The organism is Clostridium sp. JNZ J1-5 (assembly GCF_053901425.1).
In genome coordinates, this window is sequence record NZ_CM132773.1 from 622,044 (window position 1) to 643,802 (window position 21,759).

General features: G+C 30.7%; 21 protein-coding genes and 4 tRNA genes. 5 read left to right on the forward strand and 20 right to left on the reverse strand.

Going from position 1 to position 21,759, the window contains the following annotated elements; all coding sequences use genetic code 11:
* Positions 1-4: 4 nt before the first annotated feature.
* The 16 genes from ACWW38_RS03150 to ACWW38_RS03225 all read right to left on the reverse strand — a co-directional run bounded on the left by ACWW38_RS03150 (position 5) and on the right by ACWW38_RS03225 (position 13,162).
* Positions 5-79: transfer RNA gene (locus ACWW38_RS03150), tRNA-Gly, on the reverse strand.
* Between the two features lie 5 nt (positions 80-84).
* Positions 85-160 (reverse strand) — tRNA-Phe (locus ACWW38_RS03155).
* Positions 161-163: 3 nt separating this feature from the next.
* Positions 164-240 (reverse strand) — tRNA-Asp (locus ACWW38_RS03160).
* A gap of 17 nt (positions 241-257) precedes the next feature.
* Positions 258-333 (reverse strand) — tRNA-Val (locus ACWW38_RS03165).
* 788 nt (positions 334-1,121) lie between these two features.
* Positions 1,122-1,403: a hypothetical protein gene (locus ACWW38_RS03170; RefSeq protein ID WP_456259369.1), complete on the reverse strand. Its 282-nt coding sequence runs from the start codon at positions 1,401-1,403 to the stop codon at positions 1,122-1,124.
* Positions 1,404-1,487: 84 nt separating this feature from the next.
* A complete protein-coding gene (gene istB / locus ACWW38_RS03175; RefSeq protein ID WP_456257365.1) occupies positions 1,488-2,255 on the reverse strand; it encodes an IS21-like element helper ATPase IstB in 768 nt (255 codons plus the stop codon).
* Positions 2,248-3,720, reverse strand: a complete 1,473-nt coding sequence (gene istA / locus ACWW38_RS03180) for an IS21 family transposase (protein WP_456260407.1) — start codon at positions 3,718-3,720, stop codon at positions 2,248-2,250. Before istA ends, istB begins: the two co-directional genes overlap by 8 nt.
* Before the next feature lie 123 nt (positions 3,721-3,843).
* Complete coding sequence (locus tag ACWW38_RS03185; RefSeq protein WP_456259370.1) at positions 3,844-3,987, reverse strand: hypothetical protein; 144 nt, start codon at positions 3,985-3,987, stop codon at positions 3,844-3,846.
* Between the two features lie 558 nt (positions 3,988-4,545).
* Entirely contained in the window at positions 4,546-5,535 is a 990-nt protein-coding gene (locus ACWW38_RS03190) for an ABC transporter ATP-binding protein (protein ID WP_456259371.1), read from the reverse strand.
* Entirely contained in the window at positions 5,525-6,553 is a 1,029-nt protein-coding gene (locus tag ACWW38_RS03195) for an ABC transporter ATP-binding protein (RefSeq protein WP_456259372.1), read from the reverse strand. The genes ACWW38_RS03190 and ACWW38_RS03195 overlap by 11 nt, the downstream gene beginning before the upstream one ends.
* Before the next feature lie 12 nt (positions 6,554-6,565).
* The gene (locus ACWW38_RS03200) at positions 6,566-7,483 is read right to left on the reverse strand and encodes an ABC transporter permease (protein WP_456259373.1); all 918 of its coding nucleotides are present in this window, start codon (positions 7,481-7,483) and stop codon (positions 6,566-6,568) included.
* Between the two features lie 12 nt (positions 7,484-7,495).
* Positions 7,496-8,446 (reverse strand): ABC transporter permease, encoded by a 951-nt coding sequence (locus ACWW38_RS03205; RefSeq protein WP_456259374.1) that lies wholly within the window; start codon positions 8,444-8,446, stop codon positions 7,496-7,498.
* A 195-nt stretch (positions 8,447-8,641) separates the two neighbouring features.
* Positions 8,642-10,321 carry a peptide ABC transporter substrate-binding protein gene (locus tag ACWW38_RS03210; protein ID WP_456259375.1) on the reverse strand — a complete coding sequence of 560 codons (1,680 nt, stop codon included), beginning with the start codon at positions 10,319-10,321 and terminating at the stop codon, positions 8,642-8,644.
* A 371-nt stretch (positions 10,322-10,692) separates the two neighbouring features.
* Positions 10,693-11,583, reverse strand: coding sequence for an Hsp33 family molecular chaperone HslO (gene hslO / locus ACWW38_RS03215; protein WP_456259376.1), 891 nt, complete (start codon positions 11,581-11,583; stop codon positions 10,693-10,695).
* 13 nt (positions 11,584-11,596) lie between these two features.
* Positions 11,597-12,337, reverse strand: a complete 741-nt coding sequence (locus ACWW38_RS03220) for a class I SAM-dependent DNA methyltransferase (RefSeq protein ID WP_456259377.1) — start codon at positions 12,335-12,337, stop codon at positions 11,597-11,599.
* 570 nt (positions 12,338-12,907) lie between these two features.
* A complete protein-coding gene (locus ACWW38_RS03225; RefSeq protein ID WP_456259378.1) occupies positions 12,908-13,162 on the reverse strand; it encodes a small, acid-soluble spore protein, alpha/beta type in 255 nt (84 codons plus the stop codon).
* Between the two features lie 412 nt (positions 13,163-13,574).
* On the opposite strand from ACWW38_RS03225, the gene ACWW38_RS03230 reads away from it, so the two are divergent.
* The 3 genes from ACWW38_RS03230 to dapB are packed head-to-tail and all read left to right on the forward strand — an operon-like array spanning position 13,575 to position 16,235.
* Complete coding sequence (locus tag ACWW38_RS03230; RefSeq protein ID WP_456259379.1) at positions 13,575-14,567, forward strand: aspartate-semialdehyde dehydrogenase; 993 nt, start codon at positions 13,575-13,577, stop codon at positions 14,565-14,567.
* 26 nt (positions 14,568-14,593) lie between these two features.
* Positions 14,594-15,481 (forward strand): 4-hydroxy-tetrahydrodipicolinate synthase, encoded by an 888-nt coding sequence (dapA, locus tag ACWW38_RS03235; protein WP_456259380.1) that lies wholly within the window; start codon positions 14,594-14,596, stop codon positions 15,479-15,481.
* Between the two features lie 4 nt (positions 15,482-15,485).
* Positions 15,486-16,235, forward strand: coding sequence for a 4-hydroxy-tetrahydrodipicolinate reductase (dapB, locus tag ACWW38_RS03240; protein WP_456259381.1), 750 nt, complete (start codon positions 15,486-15,488; stop codon positions 16,233-16,235).
* Positions 16,236-16,288: 53 nt separating this feature from the next.
* Here the strand turns inward: dapB and ACWW38_RS03245 are convergent, their stop codons facing one another.
* A complete protein-coding gene (locus ACWW38_RS03245; RefSeq protein WP_456259382.1) occupies positions 16,289-17,440 on the reverse strand; it encodes a pyridoxal phosphate-dependent aminotransferase in 1,152 nt (383 codons plus the stop codon).
* A gap of 182 nt (positions 17,441-17,622) precedes the next feature.
* On the opposite strand from ACWW38_RS03245, the gene dapD reads away from it, so the two are divergent.
* Entirely contained in the window at positions 17,623-18,333 is a 711-nt protein-coding gene (dapD, locus tag ACWW38_RS03250; RefSeq protein ID WP_456259383.1) for a 2,3,4,5-tetrahydropyridine-2,6-dicarboxylate N-acetyltransferase, read from the forward strand.
* Positions 18,334-18,361: 28 nt separating this feature from the next.
* On the opposite strand, the gene ACWW38_RS03255 is transcribed toward dapD, so the two are convergent.
* Both ACWW38_RS03255 and pdaB read right to left on the reverse strand, forming a co-directional pair.
* On the reverse strand, positions 18,362-19,030 hold the full coding sequence (locus tag ACWW38_RS03255) for a single-stranded DNA-binding protein (RefSeq protein WP_456260408.1): 669 nt from the start codon (positions 19,028-19,030) through the stop codon (positions 18,362-18,364).
* A 220-nt stretch (positions 19,031-19,250) separates the two neighbouring features.
* A complete protein-coding gene (gene pdaB / locus ACWW38_RS03260) occupies positions 19,251-20,021 on the reverse strand; it encodes a polysaccharide deacetylase family sporulation protein PdaB (RefSeq protein ID WP_456259384.1) in 771 nt (256 codons plus the stop codon).
* Positions 20,022-20,223: 202 nt separating this feature from the next.
* Between pdaB and ACWW38_RS03265 the strand changes: the two genes are divergently transcribed.
* On the forward strand, positions 20,224-20,748 hold the full coding sequence (locus tag ACWW38_RS03265; RefSeq protein ID WP_456259385.1) for a DUF4364 family protein: 525 nt from the start codon (positions 20,224-20,226) through the stop codon (positions 20,746-20,748).
* On the opposite strand, the gene ACWW38_RS03270 is transcribed toward ACWW38_RS03265, so the two are convergent.
* Positions 20,745-21,629, reverse strand: coding sequence for a YncE family protein (locus ACWW38_RS03270; RefSeq protein ID WP_456259386.1), 885 nt, complete (start codon positions 21,627-21,629; stop codon positions 20,745-20,747). The two genes, ACWW38_RS03265 and ACWW38_RS03270, sit on opposite strands and share 4 nt — an antisense overlap.
* Between the last annotated feature and the right edge of the window lie 130 nt (positions 21,630-21,759).

The window sequence follows — 21,759 nt, forward strand, 5'->3', positions numbered from 1 at the left end:
ATATTGGAGCGGAAGACGAGATTCGAACTCGCGACGTTCACCTTGGCAAGGTGACGCTCTACCACTGAGCCACTCCCGCAAAATTGGTGGCTCGAACTGGAATCGAACCAGTGACACGAGGATTTTCAGTCCTCTGCTCTACCGACTGAGCTATCGAGCCATATGGCGACCCAAAAGGGACTCGAACCCTCGACCTCCGGCGTGACAGGCCGGCACTCTAACCAACTGAGCCATTGGGCCATATTAACTTTAAAACATGGTGGGCACAACAGGGCTCGAACCTGTGACCCCCTGCTTGTAAGGCAGATGCTCTCCCAGCTGAGCTATGCGCCCATGTTTTGCAAAGACAAGTTATATTATATACTGTATTAAGCTCTTTGTCAACATTTTTCTATCGAAGTTTTATCGAAGCTTTCTGTTTAATTAGCTTATTGCCTTAGCGCATTACTATAATATAAAATTATGCCCTCTTTGTCAATATCTAAAACTACCTTTATACTAAATTAAATCTATATGACATTACATTATTCATAATATCTTTTATTATCTTTATATCTCAATTTTAGAATAATAATCTTCAATATGCTTTTAGAGGATAATTATTATACATGTATTACCTAATTTTAAGCTTTATCATAATATCTCTAGAATTTACTTCGTAAGTATAGTGCAACAAAATAGCGGCATGTAAAATTACTTGGCTAACGCATATATGTATCATTGAGAAACCTTCAGTTCATAAAGTAGTACTAAAGGCGGCTTTATTTAAAAATCCTACCCCGCTCCATCCGACATCCTATCGGGGAGCGGGCTGTGCTCGTCCTTGAGCACAATTACGGATTTTTAAAACAGCCGCCTTAAGTACTACTAATTATTCCTTCAAAGTTTCTTCAATTGATACATATATGCTAGCCAGTAATCTTACATGCCTTAATTAGTTGCAATTAAAAAGCACTATAGTAAATATTATAAGGACTTCAAAAATCAAAATGATAATTTTACATGGCGACAGCCACACTGTAGAGTTACTAAGTATATATTATATTGTTGAATATAGCTTAAAAAACTACCTTAAATAAATGCGTTTGCATGTGGACATTTTTCAAAGTATCTCTAATATTTTATCTGTTAGTTTTTAGTTTAAAATCTAAACTTTTTGATAACATATCTATGTTACCATTAAACAGAAAACAGTATGGTTTATTTTCATCTTCAAAAATTATAAAAAATGGAGGGTCATTTTCAGGGATTATTATATAGACTTCATTTACAAGTGCGTTTAGAGATTTTCCATGCAACCTAACAGCAGGGTCAAGTGGTATTTTAATTGCATATCCATCATCTGTGAGAGGATCATTTTTGCCATAGATACCATTGATATTCTTAATCCAACTTGCAACCATATTATGAATTTCTTCATTTAACTGTTATTGTCAATAAAAATTCCTCAAAAATGGGACTAAAAATTCCCCACTTTAGATAAAAAATTATTTGTGACTTTCGTCACAGGAGATTTCTTTTAATATACTTTCTCTTTGTTTCATCCTATAACTCTCACCTTTTATAACTACAAAGTGGCAATGATGTATGAATCTATCTAAGATAGCAGTAGCTAAAACTGGATCATAAAAAATCCTTCCCCATTCATCAAAAACCTTATTTGTAGTAATGATAATAGAGCCATTTTCATATCTTCGAGCGATAATTTCATAAAAATCATCTACATTGCTTTGTGTGAGCTTTTTTAAACCTAGCTCATCTAATATTAGTAAATCTGGTGATATGTACTTCTTTATTTTTGAGTTAAAAGAGTTATCTGCTCTAGACATATACAGCTCTTCGAGCATTTGGTTAACTGTAGTAAATAGAACATTATATCCTTGGGCGATAGCCTTAAAACCTAAAGCTATCGCTAAATGAGTTTTGCCAGTTCCGGGTGGGCCAATAAATGCTATATTCTCTTTTTTTCTTATAAATTCACAAGTCCCTAAATTATAAATAAATCTTTTATTAACCGTAGGTTGATAATTAAAATTATATTCTTCCAAAGATTTATGTTGTGGGAACTTTGCCTTAGAAATTCTCTTAGTATTACCATTATTTTTTCTGTTTAATACCTCGTCATTTATCAATAACTCAATAAACTCCATGAAAGATAAATTATCTTTTATGGCTTCTTCATTCCTCATATCGATGGTTTTAATCACCCCTGAGAGTTTCAAATCTTTTAGTTTAGATAAAAGTAAATCATTCATTCTTTCCTACTCCCCCTGATAGTAATTTATTATATTCATGCAAACTTCTTGCGATTTCTGTAGCTTCAGAGTTAACATAGCTTTGGGCTGGTATCTCATCACAAACTACACCTTTATCACAGATGTTTTTTATCATTTTATAACTTATAGCATTAAATGTTATAGCTCTTTTACAGGCTTCATTTATAGTTCCACTATCATATTTTTTTCTTAAAGAGAGTACTCCAGAAATTGCTCTATAGTCATATTTTCTATTTTTAAGATTGGTATTTAAGTATTTCTCATAAAATTCCAGTGCATGAATTCCTATTTCACTCATTTCTAATTTTTGTCTTGACAAAATGTCCTTAATAGAGATATTCTTACTTCTAGGATAGTGGTTTATATCTGTTATAAAGTTGCCCTTTTCATTGGTCTGCAAACTATGGAGGGCGATTTCTTTTTCGGATAAAAATATCCTTAAAAGTCCATTCATTTCTATTACTTTAACAGTTTGTCCGATAAACCCATAAGGTACAGAATAGTAATTACCTTTATAGGAGATATGGCAGTTTGTATTTACAAGACACTCACTGCTGTGAGATAGGACGAAGTCCTCAATTGGTAGGGATGATAATCTATTCTTTTCTGTAGATGTGAATACTTCTATTGGTGTTTTTTTAGTAGTTCCATGTATTCTTTTATTTGCAATATTATCAAGCCACTCTTTTAGGAAAGTCTTTGCTTCGTCAGCATCCTTAAATTCTCTTCCTTTAAAGCAATTATTTTTTACATATTTAACAGATGATTCAACTTTTCCTTTATCCGTAGGAGTATAAACTCTGCAGGGCTCCGCCCAAAATCCATAATAAGATGCAAATACAGCATATTCTTTTTGAATTACAGGCTCATAGAAGTCGGTTTCTAAAATACCAGCCTTCAAGTTATCAATTTTTATATTTTGTGGGATGCCTCCAAAATACTTAAAAGCAGCCTTATGGCACTCAATAAAGGTCTTAACGCTTTGGTCAAATACTATTTGAACGTACATATACCTTGAATAGCTTAATGTCATTACAAAGATCCAAGCTTTTTTATATGTGTTATTTATTTTTAAAGTCCCTATATAACCAAAGTCTACCTGAGCTTCTTCACCAGGCTGCGAATGAAGAACCATGTATACCTTAGAAGGGATATCCTTTATTGTTTTAACATATTTTTTAACAGTGTCATAACCTCCATCAAAGTTAAAATCTCTTATTAAGTCTTGATGTATTCTTTTGGCCGTCAGGCCTTTATTTGCTTGAATTTGAATATATTCCTTATGTGGATCTAAAATTGATGGCCTAGTCTTTTTAATAACCTCACCTTCGGTTTCTATTGCTGTCAAAACCTTTCTTACAGTCTTCCTATCAATTTTTAACATCCTTGATATTTGAGACTTATTCAATCCTTTTTTATAAAGTGTTTCAATTGTTGTATGCATTGCTATCCCCAACATATCCTTTCCTCCTATGTACTTGTTAAAATAATTTAACTACATAGGACAATATTTTTAAAGATAGGTGGGGATTTTTTAATCCCATAAGTGGGTATTTTTATATTACCATTAACAATTTAACTGAACTACTTTAACTACCCTGTCTTGTTTTGGGTCAAAAATTTCAATATATTTAAATCCTTCAGCATAAATGACTGTTGAATAGAGGAGTATAATAAATAAGAATATAGCTACTGGAATTTTTTTAGTCATAAATATCACCACCTATTTATTAATATTCCCATAGTGAATTACAGTTATGTTGCAGTGATATATGTAATAACGGGTATCTTTAACAAAACATTATGTAGTTGGAAATGCAATAGCAGTTTAAAAGAGGATTAATTAATAATTTTAATATATTACGAAGAATTGTTTTTAACATTCATATCATATATCTTTCAAATAATAGCTGGCAACTTAAGAAATACTATTAAAAAATTATTTATGGAGGATTATTATACAAAATATTTAGCTGATATACCTACAGTTGATCCTTGGAACATTGATATTTTAAGCGTATGCAGACCTAATGGATATCGTACATTTATTTTTGTACTAAAAGTAAGAAGTTATATAATTCATTAAGAGAATTTTGAGCAGGTCTTAGAAGTTTTAGCGTAACGAAGATTCTCTGTTGAATTATATAACTTTGATTTTTAGCACCTTACTCTGTAGTTATCAAGGCCGCCATTTTGCTGTACTTTACTTTTATTATTTATATAAAAAAGTGATGTAATATTATATTACATCACTTTAAATAAGCTAATTTTATTTTTCGTCATATAAATGACAAGCAACAAAATGATCTTTTTCTATCTCTTTTAATTCAGGTCTCTCTTCAAAACAAATAGGTTTAGCATATTTACATCTTGCTGCAAATCTGCAACCTGGTTTTGGATTTATAGGGCTAGGCACTTCACCCTCAACCATTATTCTGTTTCTTGTCTTTTCAACTTCTGGGTCTGGTATAGGAATAGCAGATAATAGTGCCTGTGTATATGGGTGAAGAGGTTTATCATATAACTCTCCACTTGCTGCAAGCTCTACCATAGTACCTAAATACATAACTCCAACTCTGTCTGAAATATGTTTAACCATAGATAAGTCATGAGCTATAAACAAATAAGTTAAGCCAAATTCTTCTTGAAGTTCAATAAGCAAGTTTACTACTTGAGCTTGAATTGAAACATCAAGAGCTGAAATAGGTTCATCACAAACTATAAATTTAGGTTCTACAGCTAAGGCCCTTGCTATACCTATTCTCTGCCTTTGTCCACCTGAAAATTCATGTGGAAATCTTGAAGCATGTTCCTTATTCAATCCTACTAATTGAAGTAGTTTATATATTCTATCTGTTCTTTCTTGTCCTGTATATAATCCGTGAATATCAATACCTTCTGCTATTATATCCCCAACTGTCATTCTTGGATCTAGAGAAGCATATGGATCTTGGAAAATTATTTGAGCGTTTTTAGTAAATTCTTTTTTTTGTTGTCCTTTTAAATCGTGTATATTTACTCCCTCAAATAATACTTCTCCTCCAGTTGCTGAGTAAAGTCCTAAAACCGTTCTACCACAGGTTGTTTTTCCACATCCTGACTCACCAACTAATCCTAAAGTCTCTCCCTTTTTTATATTGAAACTTACATCATCAACAGCTTTTAATGTAGCTTCTTTTCCAACTTTAAAATATTTTTTTAGATTTTTTACTTGTATTAAGTCTACATTAAGATCTTTTTCTAATTTTTTATTGCTCATCAGCTGCACCTCCTATACCCTTTGGAGGATCCACCTTTGGTGCCATTTCATGTTGAAGCCAACAAGCAACTTCATGAGTATCGCTTATTCTTGTTGTCTCTGGCATTTGTTCCTTACAGATTTTCATACAATACTCACATCTTGAAGCAAAAGGACATCCTTTTGGAGGTTGTATTAAGTCTGGTGGAGTTCCCTTTAAAGAATATAACTTGTCTTTATTCTTAGTTCCTAGTCTAGGAACAGATTGAAGCAATGCCCATGTATATGGATGCTTTGGATTATAGAATATTTCTTGTGTAACACCTTTTTCTATAATTTGTCCTGCATACATAACTTGTATTTTATGAGCTACGTTAGCAACTACACCTAAATCGTGAGTTATTAATATAACTGCTGTTCCTAATTTCTTTTGTAAATCACTTATAAGGTCCATTATCTGAGCTTGTATAGTTACATCTAGTGCTGTAGTAGGTTCATCAGCAATTAATATTTTAGGATTACATGCAAGAGCTATAGCTATCATAGCTCTTTGTCTCATTCCACCTGAAAATTCATGTGGATACTGATCAATTCTTTTTTCAGCATTAGGAATATTTACAAGCTGTAACATTTTTAAAGCTTCTTTTAAAGCTTCATCTTTATTCATACCTCTATGAATAATTAAGCTTTCTGCTATTTGTTTACCTATTTTCATAGTTGGGTTAAGAGAAGTCATTGGATCCTGAAATATCATACTGATTTCTCCACCTCTAATGGATCTTAATTCCTTATCAGACATTTTTACTATGTCTTTTCCATTGAATAATATTTCTGACCCCTCTTTTATTTCTCCTGGGGGCATTTGTATTAATCTCATAATACTTTTAGATGTTATAGTCTTTCCACATCCTGATTCTCCAACTATAGCTAGTGTTTCTCCTTTTTCTAAATCGAAGTTTACACCTCTTACAGATTGAACTTCACCAGCATATGTGTGGAAAGAAACTCTTAAATTTTTTACTTCTAATAATTTAGACATTTTCAAGCCTCCCTACTGACGAAGTTTTGGATCTAATGCGTCTCTTAGTCCATCACCTAATAAATTGAATGCCAACATTGTTAAACAGATTGCAACGGCCGGGAAAATCAATTCATGTGGATAGAAATCCATTACTGATTGTCCAAATGAACACATAGCACCCCAGCTTGTAGAAGGAGGTTGTATTCCAAGTCCTATGAAACTTAAAAATGCCTCTGCAAATATAAATCCCGGTATATCAAAAGTCATATATACAATTATTATTCCTATAGTGTTTGGTATTAAATGTTTTAGTATTATTCTTGATGAACTTCCACCTAGCGCTTGAGCCGCTAAAACATATTCTGATTGCTTTAACTGCATAACTTGTCCTCTTACCATACGAGCCATTCCTGTCCATCCAGTTATACATAGAGCAATCAACATTGCTATCATACCTTTTCCAAGGAATATAGAAATCAAAATAACTACTATCATATAAGGTATACTGTTTAGCACTTCTACAATTCTCATCATAACATTATCTACTCTGCCACCAAAGTACCCACTTATACCTCCATATATACATCCAATAATAACTTCTATAATAGTACCTATTACACCTATAGCAATAGACACTCTTCCTCCTATCCAAAGCCTTGAAAATAAATCTCTTCCTAAATTATCTGTTCCAAACCAATATTCTTTACTTGGCTTTAAATTTATGTTTTCAAGAATTTGCTCTGTATATGGATGTGGAGTAATGTATGGTCCTATTATACACATTACAATTATTAAACTAAGTAATACCATAGAAAATATAGCAACTTTGTTTTGCTTTAATCTTCTCCACGCATCTTGCCAATAGGTCATGTTTGGTCTTAGAATAGCTTCTGAATCAGCACCATCGCAACCTATTATCTCAAACTGTTCTTTATTTAATTCCACCATTAAATGCTCCTCCTATCTCTTTTCACCTGTTAACCTTATTCTTGGATCTACTACTGAATACATAATATCCACTATCAATAAAGAAACAATGTATAAAGCAGAATAGAAGATAGTTAATCCCATTATAATGTTATAATCATTAGTCAATATAGAATCTATCATTGAGTTTCCCATTCCAGGAACAGAGAAAATTCTCTCTATTACTATGGATCCAGTTATTACAGCTGCTATTTGTGGTCCTAATATTGTTATTATAGGAAGAATAGCATTTCTAATTATATGTTTCCAAGCAATAGCTACCTTAGAAACACCTTTAGCTTGTGCTGTAATTATATAGTCTTGTCCAATAACATCAAGTACTGAAGTCCTCATGTATCTCGCATAAGTTGCTATACTACCAAAACATAGTGCAATGGTTGGCAATATTGTAAACTTGAAACCTTGAAGCCCTTCACCTGGATTGTACCATCCAGCTATAGGAAGGCCACCTCTTCCACCTAAACCTTTTTGAAGTAAAGCTGCAAGAACAAAGCTAGGTATAGAAACACCTAGTATAGCTAGAAATATTACAAAATAATCCACCTTAGTGTTCCTCTTGAATGCAGCTATAATTCCTAATATTATTCCTATTACTAATCCTACACAAACTGCTTGTAAACCTAACCTTGCTGAATTAGGAAATTTATCTCTTATTATTTCTTGAACATTATATCCAGGAGTTATAAAAGAATCCCCCAATTGTCCCTTAGTCAAGTTTTTTAAATATATAACATATCTAGTTGTTAATGGCTTATCTAATCCATATTGTTGTTTCATAATTTGTTGCATTTCCGGAGGTAGTTTTTGTGCTTTAACCATTACTGGATCTCCGGGTATATTATTCATTAAGAAAAAGGTAGCAGTTATGATAACCCATAGTGTTATTAACATATACCCTATTCTTTTTAGTATGTACTTTGCCATTTTTTTCCTCCTCCCTGAAGCATTAAGTATATAATCCACCTACTATAAAAGTTTATATAAAACATTAGAATTAGTATACAAATTCTTAGCATTATTTTCAACCTTTTAAAGTTACATAATATGTATAAATAATACATAAATACTACAACAAGGAGTTCCTTGTTGTAGTATTAAACAATTCCTTAAATGTTAAAATTATTTTCCTTCAACATAAGCCCATTTAAGCTCATAGTTTGGTCCAAATGCTGGATATTGTATTCCTTGAACATATTTTTGTTTTGCTGCTTTTAAATCTTTGTAGAATGTTGGAGCTATACCAGCATCTTCAACTACAAGAAGTTGTTCTGCTTGTTTGAATAATTCTACTCTCTTAGCACTATCTGTTTCAGCAGCTAATTTCTTTAATATATCTTCATATTTTGGATTGTAGTATTTACTGTGGTTATTTCCATTATCTTTTTGGAATAATGATATAAATGAATCTGGATCATTGTAATCAGCACCCCAACCTGAAGTAGCTATTTCAAATTCTCCTGCTTGAGCCTTAACTAAATAATCTGAGAAACTTGCTGGTGATTCTAATACTATTTTTATTCCAAGCTTTGTTTGCCATTGGTTTTGATAGAATTCACCTGATTGTTTATCAAAAGCAGTATTTCCTTGTCCTAAGTATTTTAATGTGTATTTAGATGGATCTGGATTTAATCCAAGTTCTTTTAATCCTTGTACAAATAATGCTTTAGGATCTTTCTTTTGATCTATTACAGCTTTTAATGGTTCTTGAACCTCTGCTCTGTAATTTTTATCTCCACATTTAATTACATCTGGAACTAAACCGTAAGATACATATCCTCTTTTATAAATTTTGTTAACATAAGCATCTCTATCGATAGCTAATGATAATGCAAGTCTTATATTTTTATTTGTAAGTAATTTATTTTTACCATTCATATTAAACATCATATAGAATGATGATGGTTGTTTTGCTTCTCTAAAATCAATTTTTCCTGCTGCTGCATCATCTTTAAGCTTTTGAGCATATTCTCCAGTACCTGGAATAGCATCTAATTGTTTTGCTGTAAACATTTGATATTTTGTTTGTAATTCTTTTATGTCTTGTAATGTAACTGTACCAAGTTTTACTGCTGCTGCATCATAGTATTTATCATTTTTCTTTAATGTCATTTTTGCTCCCTTTTGCCAATCTGTTACTACAAAAGGTCCGTTAAATACCATTTTAGTTGGATCTGTACCGTATTTATCTCCTTGAGCCTTAACTACATCTTCTCTTACTGGATATAATGATGGGAAGGCTACCATTTCTAAGAAATAAGGAACTTGTCTTTCTAATTCTACTACTAAAGTTTTATCATCTTTTGCAGTTACTCCTAATTCTTCTGGTTTAGCTTTTCCTGCAGAAATTTTTTCTGCATTTTTAACTATTCCATTAAGGAATGTTCCATAAGGTGCTTTAGTTGCTGGATTAACTAATCTCCTCCATGAATACTCGAAATCTTTTGCTGTTACTGCTTTTCCATCAGACCAATTAAAGTCTTTTAATGTAAAAGTATAAGTTTTTCCATCTTCTGATACTTTCCAAGTTGACCCTGCTGGTTCTAATTTGCCATCATTAACTCTTGCTAATCCTTCAAAGGCAGCATTAATAGGTGTAAAGGATGCAACGTCTTGACCTTGAGCTGAGTCTAAGCTTTTAATTTCTGGCAAGTCCAAATTTAATGTTCCATTAGCTTGCACATTTGCTTGTCCTTTTCCTGCATCAGTTGCCCCTTTTTTGTCTCCACCACCGCAGCCAGTCAACATAACAGATGCTGCTAATGTTGCAGTCATTACTACTGCTAGTATTCTCTTCTTCACTAAAATTCCCCCTTATATTTTTTAAGATTATAAATTATAAGAAATAATAAGTTTTAACTTATTATTTTTGTTATCTTGTAATTAAATAAATTTTCAGTTTATTACATAAAAACATTAGGCATATTTCATCGCCTAATATATATTATATAAAAAATTCCCCAGTATTAAAAGCATAAACTAAATAAATTTTAAAGATTTTATTTTATTTTTGATAATTGTTCAAATTCTATATTTTATTTTTATTATACTAGCATATTTGCTTTTTTATGTCAAACAAAAATTTGTCTTTCATTGGTGTATACTTGTCTTTTGCTGCAACTCATTTAATTTATATGCTCATTTATTAACTTTATCTATTAAAATTATTTATTTTAAGAATTTTTTTGTACTTTTTCAAGTAATTTTTTTATATCTCCTTGAGTAAACTCATATGCCTTATTGCAAAAGTTACATCTCAATTCTTCATTTTTCCCTTCTTCATATAAGCTTTTTAATTCCTGTTCTCCTATACTTATTAAAGCTTTTTCCACTCTTTCTCTTGAACAATCACATTTATATTGTGGTTCTATTGTCTCTAAAATTTTTAAATCCATGTCATCAAATAGGAAATTTAAAATGTCTTCTAAGGTCTTTCCTTCTGAAAAATTCTTAGTTAAAGAACCTAAATCTTCAAGTCTATATGTTATTAAATCTGCTAGCATTTCATCTGAATCGGGCATTAATTGAATTATAATTCCACCTGAATGCTTTATGCTAATATCTGTATCTACTAGTACACCTAATGCTACTGCTGAAGGCGTTTGTTCTGATACAGTAAAATAATAAGCTATATCTTCTCCAATTTCTCCAGTATAAATAGCCACTTGTCCCATGTAAGGTTCTTTTAATCCCATATCCCTTATTACAACTAATGAGCCATCTTTTCCTACAGCTCCTCCTACGTCTAATTTACCTAATGCATTTGCAGGCAAATCTACTTTTGCATTGCCTATATATCCTTTTACACTGCCATCATAATAAGATGTTACTACTATAGGACCTGCTGGCCCTTTTCCATCTATTTTTAGAGTTAAAACATCTTTTGGAGATTTTAACATAGCTCCCATTAGGCAGCCTGCTGTAAGCATTCTTCCAAAAGCTGCTGCCGCTGTAGGTGCGCAATTATGAAGCTTTACCCCTTCATTAACTGTATCTTTTGTATAAGCAGCTAATATCCTCACTTGTCCGTTACTAGCTAAAGCTTTAATTAATTTATCTGACATAATTGAAACCTCCTTATATTTTATTTAGTACATAAACTATTCTTTCAGTATCATCTTTTATATCTTCATCTTCATAATTATCTAATTTTTTTAATATATTAAAACCTATTTCATCTAATAGTTTATCAATAAAGTCCTCATTATAAGCTCTTTCCATATGTTGTTCATCAAATCTTCTGTACTTTTCTCCTTCTTTTATGAAAAATGTAAGGTACATATCCACAATGTGGTTTTCTAGTATATTTTCCCATATGTATACAACTTCATTATCATCATAATTATAAATATTATTTCCCAAGACTTCTGTTAATTTATAATATGAATTTATATCAAAGACAAAAAGTCCACCTTCTTTAAGATGGTTATAAACTCCCAAAAAATAGTTTTTTAAATCTTCTACTTCTAATACATAATTTGTTGAATCTAATGCACATGTTATTAAATCAAATTTACTGTTTAAGTTAAGCTTAGATATGTTTTGACAAACAAACTTAGCCTTTATTTTGCTATTTCTTAATTTTTCTTCTGCTTCACTAAGCATTTCACTTGAAAGGTCAACTGCCCATGTATTTTTAAAAGACTTTCCAATTTCTCTTGTCATATTACCAGTTCCGCAAGCTAGATCTAGGTAACTTTCCCTATCGATGTTGTATTCATTGCAAATTTCAAGAATTTTATTAGACCACTGTTTATAATCAATATCACCATGGATAAGTCTATCATAAATATGAGCAAATTCTCTATAGCATTTCAAATTTTGTCCCCCCTTTTTAAGGATGCATTTAAATAATTTTCTTTTATTCTTAATCTCTGTTTTAAATGAATGCTGATTTTTACATTCATTTAAAACTTTCCATTAGTAGTTTAAGGCTGTTTTAAAGATTGTTGAGTTCATTATAATGAGAAACTCCTTGTCATTCTTCCAAGGAGTAAGCGATTCACACCAAATCATAGATTTGGGTTCTCTGCTTATGAGAAATTATAATTCTTATTTAGTATAACAATTGTAGCGTTAAGAACTTTCATTTGTCTGAGCTTCTTTTTCGAAACTCCTCTTCATTTCTTCAGAGGAGTAAGCGATTCACTCAAAATTAAAATTTTGGTTCACTGCTTAACTTTAGCTACAATCGTTATATTAAATTTAGAATTATTTTCGATATTATACAAAGTCAGCAATCTCTTAAAACATAGACTACTTTTAATCCTCTGATAAATATAATATATTTCAACATTAAAAATCAACAAAAAATCAAAAGGAATATAAATTTCCTCATACGTTTTTCTGTTGATTACAGATATAAAACTAAATTAAACACATCTATAATTAGCTATCCATATCTTGTATAAGATTATTATTAGGTATCTTTAATTCTCTCTTCTTCTTAGTCATCATACCACCCACTCTTCCTGTTTCTTCCGCTGTAAGTCCTCCCCATCCATACTTATCTACTTTATCCCTTAAGCCTAATTCTTCTGCAATTTCATACTTTATCTTTTCTCTAAGCTTTTCAAGCTCAGTCAATTCCCTATTTGATTTTAATTTTGATTTTATAACCTTTTTTAATGGTGTTCTCCCCATTTTTCATTCCTCCCAATTAACTGAAACTAATAATATTATTTTCCACCTATATAAATTTTTTATACTTATTAAAAAAAATCATATAATAATCTAGTAGGATTAAATTTTATTTAGCTTTTAATCTACCTATTTATTTGGATAAAATCTCTTTTTTATAAAAATCAAATTTTATAAAAAAGCATATTATAGTTATTAGAAATTAAGTTTTTCTAATGTTGATTTATGATTATACTAATAGTTTCTTAATGAAGATGCTTATAGTCTTCCAATGAATTTAAAAATAATTATTATAAAATCTACCTAATGAACAAAAACGATTGTTTTTTTTGTATTATACGTTGTATAATTATAGTCAATATATTTTTTAAATTTGATGGGAAATAACTATAAATTAAGCATAGGGGGATTTATTATGCGATACAATGTTGCAGTAGTGGGAGCTACTGGTATGGTTGGTAACAAATTCATAGAAGTTCTAGCCGAAAGAAATTTTCCCATAGAAAATCTTTATCTTTTTGCGTCAAAAAGGTCGGCTGGAAAGATACTCAAATTTAAAGATGCAGATATTGTAGTAGAGGAGCTATGTGAAGAAAACATAAAGTGCAAAAAAATAGACTTTGCTCTATTCTCTGCTGGTGGAGATATTAGTCTTAAATTTGCTCCAGTATTTGCAAAATATAATGCTGTTGTAATCGACAACAGTAGTGCATGGAGAATGAATCCTGAGGTTCCATTAGTTGTACCTGAAGTTAATCCAGAAGATATAAAACTACACAAAGGTATAATTGCAAATCCAAATTGTTCTACAATACAAGCTGTAGTGGCTTTAAAGCCTCTATACACTAAGTATGGAATAAAGAGAATTGTTTATTCTACTTATCAAGCTGTTTCTGGTGCTGGTGTAGGTGGCTTTAACGATTTAAAAGAAGGATATAATGGAAATGCTCCAACAAAATTCCCATACCCTATAGCTGGGAATGTTATTCCTCATATAGATTCTTTCTTAGAAAACGGGTATACAAAAGAAGAAATGAAAATGATAGACGAAACACATAAAATTCTACACGATGAAGATTTAAAAATTACAGCAACTACTGTAAGAGTCCCTGTATTCTATGGTCACAGTGAAAGCATTAATGTGGAATTGGAAAAACCTTTTGACATTAAAGATATTTTTGAACTATTTAAAAAATCAGAAGGTATAACTGTAAAGGATGATATAGATAATTTGGTATACCCTCTTCCTATAGATGCAGAAGGACATGATGAAGTTTACGTCGGAAGAATTCGTAGAGATTTTAGTGTAGAAAATGGTTTAAACCTTTGGGTTGTTGCAGACAACATTAGAAAAGGTGCAGCTTCTAACGCTATTCAAATCGCTGAACGTATTATTTCTGATAAATAATATTTACTTTACAAGGAGGACTTAAAATGAGTTTATTTAAAGGATCTGGAGTGGCTTTAGTGACTCCTTTCAAAAATGGAGAAGTAGATTTTAAAAAATTAGAGGAGCTTTTAAACTGGCATGTTGAATCTGGAACTGACGCAATTATAATATGCGGAACTACAGGTGAAGCTTCAACTATGACAGAAACTGAAAAAAAAGAAACTATTAAATTTACTGTTGATGTTATAAATAAGAGAATTCCAGTAATAGCTGGAACAGGCAGTAATAATACAGCTGCCAGCATCAGTATGAGTAAATGGGCTGAAAGTATAGGAGTTGATGGTCTTTTAGTTATAACTCCGTACTATAACAAAACAACTCAAAAGGGAATATATGAACACTTTAAAGCAATAAATGATAATGTGAATGTTCCTATAATAATCTATAATGTTCCTGGAAGAACTGGCTTAAATATAGCACCTAAAACATTATTAAGACTTTGCGAACTTAAAAATTTAGTGGCAATAAAAGAAGCTAGCGGTAACCTAAGCCAAGTAGCAGAAATGAAAGCATTATGCAGGGACAGACTTGATATCTATTCAGGAAATGATGATCAAATAGTGCCTATATTATCTCTTGGAGGAATAGGAGTTATATCAGTAGTTGCAAACTTATATCCAAAGGAAACTCATAATATATGTGAGCTATACATGAATGGTAAAAATGCTGAAGCTCTAAAACTTCAATTAGATATGTTAGAATTAATAAATTCACTATTTATAGAAACTAACCCTATACCTGTTAAAACAGCTATGAATTTATCTGGAATGAATGTAGGAAACTTAAGACTTCCACTATGTGATATGGAAGAAAGTAATCTAAAAGTGTTAAAAGCAGCTATGGATAAATTTAACTCTATAAAGGAGGATTAATTCTATGGCAAAAGTCATACTAAACGGATGCTTAGGTAAAATGGGGAGAGTAATATCTCAAAGTATATCAAACTTCCCTAACTTAGAAATTATAGCCGGCGTAGATAAAATGCAGGATAATTCTGTTCAATACCCTATATTTAAAAATATATCTGAATGCAATTTAGAAGCAGATGTGGTATTGGATTTTTCAAGACCTGAGAGTTTAGATTTTCTAATTGACTATTGTACTTCTAAAAAGCTACCTCTTATTTTATGTACCACTGGCTATTCAGAGGATCAGTTGGTAAAAATAAAGGAAGCTAGTGACAAAATACCAGTTTTTCGTTCAGCAAATATGTCTATTGGCATAAATCTTATAAACAGTATATTGAAAAATATAAGTGCTATGCTATATGAAAACTATGATATTGAAATAATAGAAAAACACCACAACCAAAAGGTAGATTCACCTAGCGGTACAGCTCTTTTGCTTGCAAATACAATAAAAGATAGCATTTCTCAAGATACTCATTTTGTATACGGAAGAGAAGGCTCAAGAAAAAGAGAGCATAATGAAATTGGAATACATGCAATAAGAGGTGGCAGTATTGTAGGTGATCATGAAATAATATTCGCTGGACAAGGTGAAATAATAGAGCTTAGTCATTATGCCCTATCTAGAGAAGTTTTCGCAGTAGGTGCATTAAAAGCTTGCCAGTTTATGGTTGGTAAAGACAAAGGCTTATACTCTATGGAAGATGTTTTAAAATAAATCAAAAGAGTATGGAAAAATTAGTTTTAATTTTCCCATACTCTTTTTAGTTTTTATATGCTTTTTACAAATTCTCCTAGCCTGTTTAGTGCTTCTTCTAAAGTATCCAAACTGTAAGAATAGGATATCCTTATATATCCTTCTCCCCCTTTTCCAAAAGCATTTCCTGGCACTACAGCAACCTTACCTTCACTTAAAGCTCTTTCACAAAATTCTTCACTACTCATATTGAAATTCTCTATATTAGGAAATATATAAAAAGCTCCATTAGGCATATTCACACTAAACCCTAACTCTAAAAGTCTATTATATACAAAATCCCTTCTTTTAATAAATTCCACTTTCATTTTCTCTACATCACCAAGGCAGTATTTGATGCCTTCCAGCGCTCCCCATTGCACTATGGAAGGTGCACAGGATACATTATATTGATGGACCTTTATAATTCCGTTCATTAAGTTGTCCGCTGCACATACATAGCCTAATCTCAGCCCTGTCATGGAGAACATTTTAGAAAATCCGCTTACTAAAATAGTTCTATCCTTTAAATCTTCATATTGAGCCAATGAATAATATTTATCATCAAAAGTTAGTGCACTGTATATCTCGTCACTTATAATAATAATTTCCTTGTTTTTTAATATTTTATATAGTTTTTCTTTATCATCTTTTGATAATACTGCCCCTGTAGGATTGCTTGGGTATGACACTATAATTAGCTTAGGCTGTTCTTCTCTAATAACTCGTTCTAAATTTTCGTAATCAATAGAGAAATCATCCTTAAGGTTATAATTTACAACTTCTCCTCCTAAAATTTTTACACAACTTTCATAAGCAGGATAAGCGGGAGTTGGTATTAAGACTTTATCTCCAGTTTCTATTAGAGCTGCAAATACAGAAAAAAGCCCTTCACTTCCTCCTATTGTCAAGCATATTTCATCTTTATTGTATTTAATATTAAAGCTTTCTCTTAAATATTTTGATATTTCCTCTCTTAGTTCATCTATACCGAAATTTGAAGTATAGGCCGTTTTATTCTCTTCAATAGCCTTTATCATTGAGTGTTTTACTCTATCTGGCACAAAAAAATCTGGCTGCCCTAAAGTCAGGGATAAAGTTCCTGGATATTTTTGAACTTTATTATAAAACTTTCTTATTCCTGATATTTCAACTCCATTTACGTTTTTTGCTATTTTATTATTCATGGTTATCCCCTTTCCAGCTTAAATAATTAATATTCATTTTACTCCAACTTACTCCCTTTGGTCTATATTAAATTTATCACTACCATATTATACCTTAGGATTTTTACATATTTTAACTTCTAATTAAGAATAATATTTATTATAATATAAACTATGTTTAATAATGAAAGGGAGGCTATAATATGCAATACGATTTAACTGATCCATATGAGATTGCCCGATACATAAAAGAGGCTAAAAAGTCAACTCCATTAAAAGTATATATAGACGGAGATCTTACTGATTGCGATTTTGGTAACATTGATTGCTTCGGGAACAAAAACTTCTATGTCTTATTTGGAGAAAGCTCAGATATAATTAATTTTATGGATATGAATAAAGACAAGATAAACAAATACAAAATCGAAGAAGATAGAAGAAACTCAGCAATACCTCTATTAGATATTAAAGCTATAGATGCTAGAATAGAGCCAGGTGCCATAATAAGAGACAAAGTTATTATAGGGAAAAATGCTGTTATTATGATGGGTGCTGTTGTAAATATAGGCTGTGAAATCGGCGAAGGAACTATGGTGGATATGAATGCAGTTCTTGGCGCAAGAGCAAAACTTGGTAAAAATGTTCATCTTGGTGCAGGAGCTGTAGTTGCTGGAGTCCTTGAACCACCTAGCAAATCACCTTGTGAAATTGGAGATAATGTATTAATTGGAGCTAATGCAGTTATATTAGAAGGTGTTAAAATTGGTAACAATTCAGTTGTGGCTGCTGGTTCTGTTGTTGTTGAAGACGTTCCAGAAAACGTAGTTGTTGCTGGAAGTCCTGCAAAAATAATTAAATATGTAGATGAAAAAACTAAAGATAAGACTAAATTAATGGATGATTTAAGAAAATAAAAAATACTTGGCCACCGCCAAGTATTTTTTATTCCGCTAAATTTTCATACGTTTCAGATTCATTATTAGATACTTCGTCTTCATCTGCATATTCTAATTTTGAAATTGAAACTTCATAAGCAGTTTTACTAAGTACATCATTTTCTCCAACTTTTTTCTGATATTGTCTACTTTGAAGTCTTCCCCATACCTTTATATTATCTCCTACCTTTAATGTTTTACAAAACCTTGAATTTCTTCCCCAAGAGATTGTAGGTATATAATCTGATTTATTATACGGTCTGTTAACTGCTAATAATATATCAGATATTTCTCTTCCAAAAGGAGTCGTCCTATAAACAGGTTCCTTACATATATAACCGTTTAAGAAGATTTGATTTGGATTTTTACTTTTTTCTATGCATGGTTGTATATCTCTTGCAAATACAGTAAGTATTAACCTGTTTGATCCGTCAATGAATTTGTTATATGACCTAAGTTGTCCTTCAACCACTAACTCCAATCCTTCTTTAATTTCTAGTTCAGTAAGAAGCCTTTCCGAAATAGTTATGGGTAAGATATCATTTACATCACTTAGTCTGCTTACAGAAATTTTAAAAGAATAAAATCCTTCCCCATACATTTCATGACTGAATTCTAGACCCGATACACAAGTACCCTCTAAATAAATTTTGTTGTTTAACATTAAATTGTCCATCATAACCCCTCTCTCCCTTAGTTTTCTTTTTAATTTATCTTACTGAAATATAATTATTCAATTAATTTTCAAAATATAACAAATATTTAAAAATTAATTAACTTATGATTCTCCCATTGCTTTATATTATTTTCCATAAAAAACCATTTTTATATTTTCGCCTTATTTCCATTATAATACATTTATGCGTTATATTACAATAGTTATTTTTAAATTTATACTATTTTAATTTTTGTTTTCCAGTATTGTCAATATAATAATTATCTTTATAAATTAAATCTGATACTTTGACAAATTCATACCCCTTAGATTTCAGCTCTTTAATCACTCTCTCTAAAGTTTCAGGTGTATATTTTGCTCCATTATGAAATAGTATTATAGAACCTGAATTTACTTTCTTAATAACTCTGTTATACTCTATATCAGCACCTTGTTCTTTCCAGTCTATACTGTCTACGTCCCATTGGATGCAATAATGATTAGTTTTTTCTGCCGCAGCCACTGAATTACTGTTATAAGCTCCTGAAGGAAATCTAAATAATTTTGTATTTGTTCCAATTAATTTCATTAATTTAGCATCCACTATGGCTATTTCTTGTACAATTTTTTCACTAGATATATGAAGCATATCTGGATGACTGTTAGAATGATTTCCTATTTCATGACCTCTTTTGTGTATAGCCTTAGTTTCTTCTGGATATTTGTCTATCCAAATTCCAAGTAGAAAAAATGTAGCCTTTACATTGTATTTATCCAAAATATCTAACATTTGAATTGTATTGTTTACTCCCCATGTGGAATCAAAAGAAATTGCAACTTTTTTTTCCTTAGTATCTACACAGTAAATAGGTAATTTAGCCTTTTCCTTAGAAAATACACTAAATGTCCTCATTCCTAAAAACGTTGTAATAAGTAAAATTGGGATAAGTATTAAAGCAAATAATATTATGTTCTGTTTTTTAGATCTTTTAGAAATTATTAATATCTTCATTCTTCCTCCTACATCTATATAATCACTTTATAAGATTTATATATAATAAATTTTATAAATATTACTGAATTAGAATCTTATTATTCCTTAGTTTTTAGAACTATAAAAATAATTATAGTTAATTAAAATAAAAAGCACCGATTTATTTCGGCACTTTTTATGATATAATATTTTAATAAATAGTCATAAAGGAGTGAGAACAGTGTTTAATAGCACGTCAGACTTAGCTGAAGATAAACTTCTTTTACTTTACTTACTAGAAAAAATTAAGCTTCCTGTTTCAAACAATAAAATAACTCAAATTATATTAGAAAATAATTTTATTAATTATTTTACTCTACAGCAATACCTAACTGAGCTTGTAAGTGCAAATTTTATAGATTCCATAGAGCAAGAAGGTAAACATAGGATTGTTATCTCTAAAAAGGGGTTAAAAGTTTTATCATTATTTAGAAATAGAATATCAGAAGATAAAACTAAAGCAATTGATCTATATTTAGAAAATCAATTAGAAAACATAAAAAAGGAAATTACTATTTATGCTGACTATACAATAGAAGGAGATAATTATATTGTTAATCTAAAGGCAATAGAAAATAATTCTATACTGATGGACTTAAAGCTAAATGTAGCCTCAAACAAACAAGCAAAAGACTTATGTGCAAAATGGAAAACGAACTCTTCAGAACTTTATAATAAATTATTTAAAGTTCTCATAGATGATTAAAAATATGTCATTCCAGTAGGTTCTCCGCCTATGGATATGACTTTTTTATTTTCATTTTTTACATCTACCCTCATAAGCTGATTATTATAGTTATCTCCTACATAGATAAAGTCTCCCATCTTTATTATTCCCCTTGGCATTCCTCCAATGTTTATTTTTTTAACTTCTTTATAGTAGTTTATATCTACTATGCTAACTGTTCCATCTCCAAAATTGGATACAAAGCAATGAGATGTATTTGAATACATATCCACTGGATATTTACCCACTAAAACTTTATTAAGTAGTTTAAAGCCTTTCAAAGACATAATACTAATATTTCCCCTTATGTCAGCGTCTAAATTACTCTCACATATAAGAATATGATTTCCATCTACAGTAAATAGCGCTTTTGTTGGATAAGATCCTACTCTTAATTGCATCACATTTTTTTTATCTTCTAAATCAACTATTGTCAAGCTATCGCTTTCAAAATTAGATATAACCATAAGTTTCTTTTGTCTATTAATCTGTATACTGTGAGGTAGATTTCCACAAGGTATTTCTTCATCAATCTTATTTGTTATCAAATTAAACTCAACTACATAGTTGGATTCTCCGCAAATAACATAGACTTTATCTTCATAAATAACCGCATCATTACAATGCATGCCAATAAAATAATTACTTATTTCCTCTCTTTTATCAATATCTACAATGGAAATAGTATTGCTATAGCTATTTGCGGTAAGCAGTTTGTCTTTATATACACAAATACCATGAGGGCCTACTCTATCCATATTGGACACACCTAAAGAAATTTTACATTCCTCTTTAAAACTACTTAAGTCTACTACAGATATATTATCTGATGATGTATTACAAACATACAAGTAATCCATATATCTCACCCCCTCTAACAGTATAATATGTACTTTTTATGAAATTTGAGATTGAGATATACAAATTTAAATATTAATAATAAACTTTGTACTTGTCTAATATTAAATCATAATTTATAATATTAAAAGC